Source organism: Sphingomonas sp. R647, from assembly GCF_020177055.1.
In the GTDB taxonomy this organism is placed as follows: Bacteria; Pseudomonadota; Alphaproteobacteria; order Sphingomonadales; family Sphingomonadaceae; genus Sphingomonas.
On sequence record NZ_JAIQXT010000012.1, the window covers coordinates 1 to 5,882 of the forward strand.

General features: G+C 53.9%; 2 protein-coding genes, 3 tRNA genes and 3 rRNA genes. 1 reads left to right on the forward strand and 7 read right to left on the reverse strand.

From position 1 onward, the window contains the following. Positions 1-5 precede the first annotated feature (5 nt). The 3 genes from K9B35_RS20055 to K9B35_RS20065 form a co-directional block, all read right to left on the reverse strand. Positions 6-82, reverse strand: a tRNA-Met gene (locus tag K9B35_RS20055). Positions 83-203: 121 nt separating this feature from the next. Then, positions 204-318 (reverse strand): 5S ribosomal RNA (gene rrf / locus K9B35_RS20060). Positions 319-453: 135 nt separating this feature from the next. Beyond that, positions 454-3,245 (reverse strand): 23S ribosomal RNA (locus tag K9B35_RS20065). 114 nt (positions 3,246-3,359) lie between these two features. Between K9B35_RS20065 and K9B35_RS20235 the strand changes: the two genes are divergently transcribed. Continuing rightward, complete coding sequence (locus tag K9B35_RS20235; protein ID WP_263622789.1) at positions 3,360-3,494, forward strand: hypothetical protein; 135 nt, start codon at positions 3,360-3,362, stop codon at positions 3,492-3,494. A 62-nt stretch (positions 3,495-3,556) separates the two neighbouring features. On the opposite strand, the gene K9B35_RS20070 is transcribed toward K9B35_RS20235, so the two are convergent. The 4 genes from K9B35_RS20070 to K9B35_RS20085 all read right to left on the reverse strand — a co-directional run. Then, positions 3,557-3,632 (reverse strand) — tRNA-Ala (locus tag K9B35_RS20070). Between the two features lie 19 nt (positions 3,633-3,651). Further along, positions 3,652-3,728, reverse strand: a tRNA-Ile gene (locus tag K9B35_RS20075). 240 nt (positions 3,729-3,968) lie between these two features. Beyond that, a 16S ribosomal RNA gene (locus K9B35_RS20080) occupies positions 3,969-5,455 on the reverse strand. Together the 16S, 23S and 5S rRNA genes with 3 tRNA genes alongside form the textbook arrangement of a ribosomal RNA operon. A gap of 238 nt (positions 5,456-5,693) precedes the next feature. Next, on the reverse strand, positions 5,694-5,882 hold a 189-nt coding region (locus tag K9B35_RS20085), incomplete at its 5' end, for a hypothetical protein (RefSeq protein ID WP_224923784.1).

Genomic DNA, 5,882 nt, shown 5'->3' on the forward strand with positions numbered 1-5,882 from the left:
TGTGATGGTTGCGGGGGTTGGATTTGAACCAACGACCTTCAGGTTATGAGCCTGACGAGCTACCGGGCTGCTCCACCCCGCGCCATCATGGGGCGGAATACGCCCCAAAAAGCAAAACGCGCCGCGCCGGGAGCGCGACGCGCGTTTTGCGTATCTGACATTGTGAATGGGTTTTTCCAAGTTCCACGGCCACCGGCTGCAATGCCTGGCGACGACCTACTCTTCCAGTGCTTGAGCAATAGTACCATCGGCGCAGTCAGGTTTCACGGCCGAGTTCGGGATGGGATCGGGTGGGTCACTGACGCTATGGTCACCAAGCAATGAAGCAGGTGGCAGTGGATTGGGTTTCAAATCGATGCGTGCACCTGAATATTCAGGGAAATTAAGGCTTGAGGCAACAACCACAATGACCACGCACTGGACTTGCCAGAGCTGTCATTGATGGTGGGACTCATCAAGCGCGAATAGGACAATTAGTACTGGTTAGCTCCACACGTTACCGCGCTTCCACATCCAGTCTATCAAGGTGGTGGTCTACCACCGTCCTAAGAAATCTTATCTTGAGGGAGGCTTCCCGCTTAGATGCTTTCAGCGGTTATCCCGTCCATACATAGCTACCCTGCTGCGCTCCTGGCGGAACGACAGGTACACCAGAGGTATGTTCAACCCGGTCCTCTCGTACTAGGGTCAACTCCTCTCAAATTTCGACGCCCACGGCAGATAGGGACCAAACTGTCTCGCGACGTTCTGAACCCAGCTCACGTACCACTTTAATTGGCGAACAGCCAAACCCTTGGGACCTGCTCCAGCCCCAGGATGTGATGAGCCGACATCGAGGTGCCAAACGATTCCGTCGATATGAGCTCTTGGGAATCATCAGCCTGTTATCCCCGGCGTACCTTTTATCCGTTGAGCGATGGCCCTTCCACGAGGGACCACCGGATCACTATGACCGACTTTCGTCTCTGCTCGACTCGTCAGTCTCGCAGTCAGGCTGGCTTATGCCATTGCACTCTAACGGTCGGTTTCCAACCGACCTGAGCCAACCTTCGCACGCCTCCGTTACTCTTTAGGAGGCGACCGCCCCAGTCAAACTACCCGCCACAGAGGGTCCCTGTTCCGGATAACGGAACGAGGTTAGACATCAGAAATCAACAGGGTGGTATTTCACCGTAGGCTCCACATCAGCTGGCGCCGATGCTTCAAAGCCTCCCACCTATGCTACACAATTAATTCCTAATGCCACTCTGAAGCTGCAGTAAAGGTGCACGGGGTCTTTCCGTCTAACCGCGGGTACTCCGCATCTTCACGGAGAATTCAATTTCGCTGAGCATGTCCTGGAGACAGTGGGGAAGTCGTTACGCCATTCGTGCAGGTCGGAACTTACCCGACAAGGAATTTCGCTACCTTAGGACCGTTATAGTTACGGCCGCCGTTTACCTGGGCTTCGTTTCGGAGCTTGCACCCCTCCACTTAACCTTCAGGCACCGGGCAGGCGTCAGGCCCTATACGTCGTCTTGAAGCCGACTTAGCAGAGCCCTGTGTTTTTGCTAAACAGTCGCTACCCCCTGGCCTGTGCCCCCAACAAGAGCTTGCGCTTATGTTGGGCCTCCTTCTTCCGAAGGTACGGAGGCAATTTGCCGAGTTCCTTCAGGACACTTCTCTCAAGCGCCTTGGTATACTCTACCTGACCACCTGTGTCGGTTTCGGGTACGGTCTATACGGTGGAGCTATTTCCTGGGACTTCGTCGAAGCACGTTCAATCCGATAAGAACGTACAACACAAGAAATCCGTCACTACCACCAGGCCCACGAATATTAACGTGGTTCCCATCGACTACCCCCTTCGGGCTCGTCTTAGGGGCCGGCTCACCCTGCTCAGATTAGCTTTAAGCAGGAACCCTTGGTCTTTCGGCGAGAGGGCATCTCACCCTCTTTATCGCTACTCATGTCTGCATTCGCACTTCCGATACCTCCACGACCCATTACCAGATCGCTTCACAGGCTTACGGAACGCTCCGCTACCGCGTGTAGTAAACTACACACCCTAAGCTTCGGTGCATCACTTTAGCCCCGTTACATTTTCGCCGCAGGAACCCTTGTTTAGACCAGTGAGCTGTTACGCTTTCTTTAAAGGATGGCTGCTTCTAAGCCAACCTCCTGGCTGTTTTGGGATTCCCACATGCTTTCCCACTTAGTGATGACTTGGGGACCTTAGCTGTAGGTCAGGGCTGTTTCCCTTTTGACGACGGACCTTAGCACCCGCCGTCTGTCTCCTGGATAGTACTCCTAGGTATTCGGAGTTTGGTTAGTATTGGTACAGCTCGCGCCGCCCGCAACCATCCAGTGCTCTACCCCCTAGGGTATTCGTCCAAGGCTCTACCTCAATAGATTTCGCGGAGAACCAGCTATTTCCCGGCTTGATTGGCCTTTCACCCCTAAACACAACTCATCCGATAATTTTTCAACATTAAACGGTTCGGTCCTCCAGTGAGTGTTACCCCACCTTCAACCTGGTCATGCCTAGATCGCCGGGTTTCGGGTCTAATGCATCAAACTCAGTCGCCCTATTCAGACTCGCTTTCGCTGCGCCTACACCTAACGGCTTAAGCTTGCTTGATACACTAAGTCACAGACCCATTATGCAAGAGGTACGCTGTCACCCCATAAAGAGGCTCCAACTGCTTGTAGGCGTTCGGTTTCAGGTACTGTTTCACTCCCCTCATCGGGGTGCTTTTCACCTTTCCCTCACGGTACTAGTTCACTATCGGTCATGTACGAGTATTTAGGCTTGGAGGGTGGTCCCCCCATGTTCAGACAGGGTTTCACGTGCCCCGCCCTACTCGAGTCCTTCTTCATCACTTTCGCATACGGGACTGTCACCCGCTATGGTCAGCCTTTCCAGACTGTTCTGCTAGTTGAAAAGAAGGCACTGGCCTGGTCCGCGTTCGCTCGCCACTACTAACGGAATCTCGGTTGATGTCTTTTCCTCCAGGTACTGAGATGTTTCAGTTCCCCGGGTTCGCTTCACGAAGCCTATTTTATTCAGCTAAGTGATACCTGTTTCTCGATTACTCTCACTGTGGCGAACCACATTAAGAATAATCGGGATAGGTGGGTTTCCCCATTCGGAAATCGTCGGGTCAAAGTTTGCTCACAACTCACCGACGCTTATCGCAGCGTGCCACGTCCTTCATCGCCTGTACATGCCAAGGCATCCACCAAACGCCCTTACCTCACGCTTGAGAGTCCACACCACCAACGACAACTCTGGGCTGGCTTGCGCCAGCTCGAAACTCGGCAGAGCAGAGCTACGTGGCTTTCTTGGTGTGGTTGTTAATCTCAGCCTTAATTGATCGGTGTTCGAACTTCCGACGGCGTCCGCCGGAAATCAAACACCTCACGGCATCGATTTGAAAAACCCATTCACAATGTCAAAAACGCAAGCAATCGCCGAGGCGATCGCACTACCGCTGCTTGCGCAGCGGATCTGATGATCCTCATCACTGGATATATGCTTGCACTCCGGCAAACATGCCGACGCGCTGGTTAGAAGTGGTGGAGCCTATCGGGATCGAACCGATGACCTGATGCTTGCAAAGCAACCGCTCTCCCAGCTGAGCTAAGGCCCCCTGCCAACTTCCTAGACGATGGTGGGTCTGAGTGGATTCGAACCACTGGCCTCACCCTTATCAGGGGTGTGCTCTAACCAACTGAGCTACAGACCCATCGCCACACCTGCGCCAACCCCCATTCTCAACAGAGAACGGCGCGGCCGCGAGGGGCGTGAGCCAGCTCAGGCATACAGCAACTTCGAAAGCGCGATCGAACCGCTGCTTGAGCAGCTACGATCGCTCCGAAGAGCTGATCCAGTGATGAAGGGACATGAGGACGGCGGCTATGTTCTTTGGAATGGGAGGAAGCTCTTCTCCAGCCGTAGCCGAAGCGCTTTCCGCCGCTATCCTTAGAAAGGAGGTGATCCAGCCGCAGGTTCCCCTACGGCTACCTTGTTACGACTTCACCCCAGTCGCTAAGCCCACCGTGGTCGCCTGCCTCTCTTGCGAGTTAGCGCAACGCCTTCGGGTGAACCCAACTCCCATGGTGTGACGGGCGGTGTGTACAAGGCCTGGGAACGTATTCACCGCGGCATGCTGATCCGCGATTACTAGCGATTCCGCCTTCATGCACTCGAGTTGCAGAGTGCAATCCGAACTGAGACGACTTTTGGAGATTAGCTCACCCTCGCGGGATTGCTGCCCACTGTAGTCGCCATTGTAGCACGTGTGTAGCCCAGCGCGTAAGGGCCATGAGGACTTGACGTCATCCCCACCTTCCTCCGGCTTATCACCGGCGGTTCCTTTAAAGTACCCAACTTAATGATGGTAACTAAAGGCGAGGGTTGCGCTCGTTGCGGGACTTAACCCAACATCTCACGACACGAGCTGACGACAGCCATGCAGCACCTGTGTTCCAGTCCCCGAAGGGAAGAAATCCATCTCTGGAAATCGTCCGGACATGTCAAACGCTGGTAAGGTTCTGCGCGTTGCTTCGAATTAAACCACATGCTCCACCGCTTGTGCAGGCCCCCGTCAATTCCTTTGAGTTTTAATCTTGCGACCGTACTCCCCAGGCGGATAACTTAATGCGTTAGCTGCGCCACCCAAGCACCAAGTGCCCGGACAGCTAGTTATCATCGTTTACGGCGTGGACTACCAGGGTATCTAATCCTGTTTGCTCCCCACGCTTTCGCACCTCAGCGTCAATACCAGTCCAGTGAGCCGCCTTCGCCACTGGTGTTCTTCCGAATATCTACGAATTTCACCTCTACACTCGGAATTCCACTCACCTCTCCTGGATTCAAGCGATGCAGTCTTAAAGGCAATTCCAGAGTTGAGCTCTGGGCTTTCACCTCTAACTTACAAAGCCGCCTACGTGCGCTTTACGCCCAGTAATTCCGAATAACGCTAGCTCCCCTCGTATTACCGCGGCTGCTGGCACGAAGTTAGCCGGAGCTTATTCTCCCGGTACTGTCATTATCATCCCGGGTAAAAGAGCTTTACAACCCTAAGGCCTTCATCACTCACGCGGCATTGCTGGATCAGGCTTTCGCCCATTGTCCAATATTCCCCACTGCTGCCTCCCGTAGGAGTCTGGGCCGTGTCTCAGTCCCAGTGTGGCTGATCATCCTCTCAGACCAGCTAAGGATCGTCGCCTTGGTGAGCTTTTACCTCACCAACTAGCTAATCCTACGCGGGCTCATCCTTGGGCGATAAATCTTTGGTCTCTCGACATCATCCGGTATTAGCAGTCATTTCTAACTGTTATTCCGAACCCAAGGGCAGATTCCCACGCGTTACGCACCCGTGCGCCACTAAGGCCGAAGCCTTCGTTCGACTTGCATGTGTTAGGCATGCCGCCAGCGTTCATTCTGAGCCAGGATCAAACTCTCAAGTTTGATGTACCATACTGCCGAGCCGGAATGTGCCCAACAGTACAGCTCATTTCTAGGAGCCGTTCCTGCACAAATTCTATTACGTATGGAACGTATTAGGACATGTTTGAACCCGCCCACGAAACCGAAGTCCCGCGAAACGAAGTCCATGGAACGGCTTGGCTTTTACCGAGCACCTTGCACCTAGAAGCTGCAAGACCCGGGGCCGCCGCCCACATGTCCCTTCATCAAAATCACAATGTCAAATAGCGACAAAGACCGACGCACCGTCTAATCCCTTTTTCTCGGGACGACCTGTGCGTCTGGTTTTTGGTGACCGTCGAAGCGTTCCGGTAAGGAGCACCGCGTCGGTGGAGTGGCTTCTATGCCCGGCTTCAGATTCGGTCAACAGGGTTTTTGCATTTTTGTTGCGCCACACCCCAAACCCGCA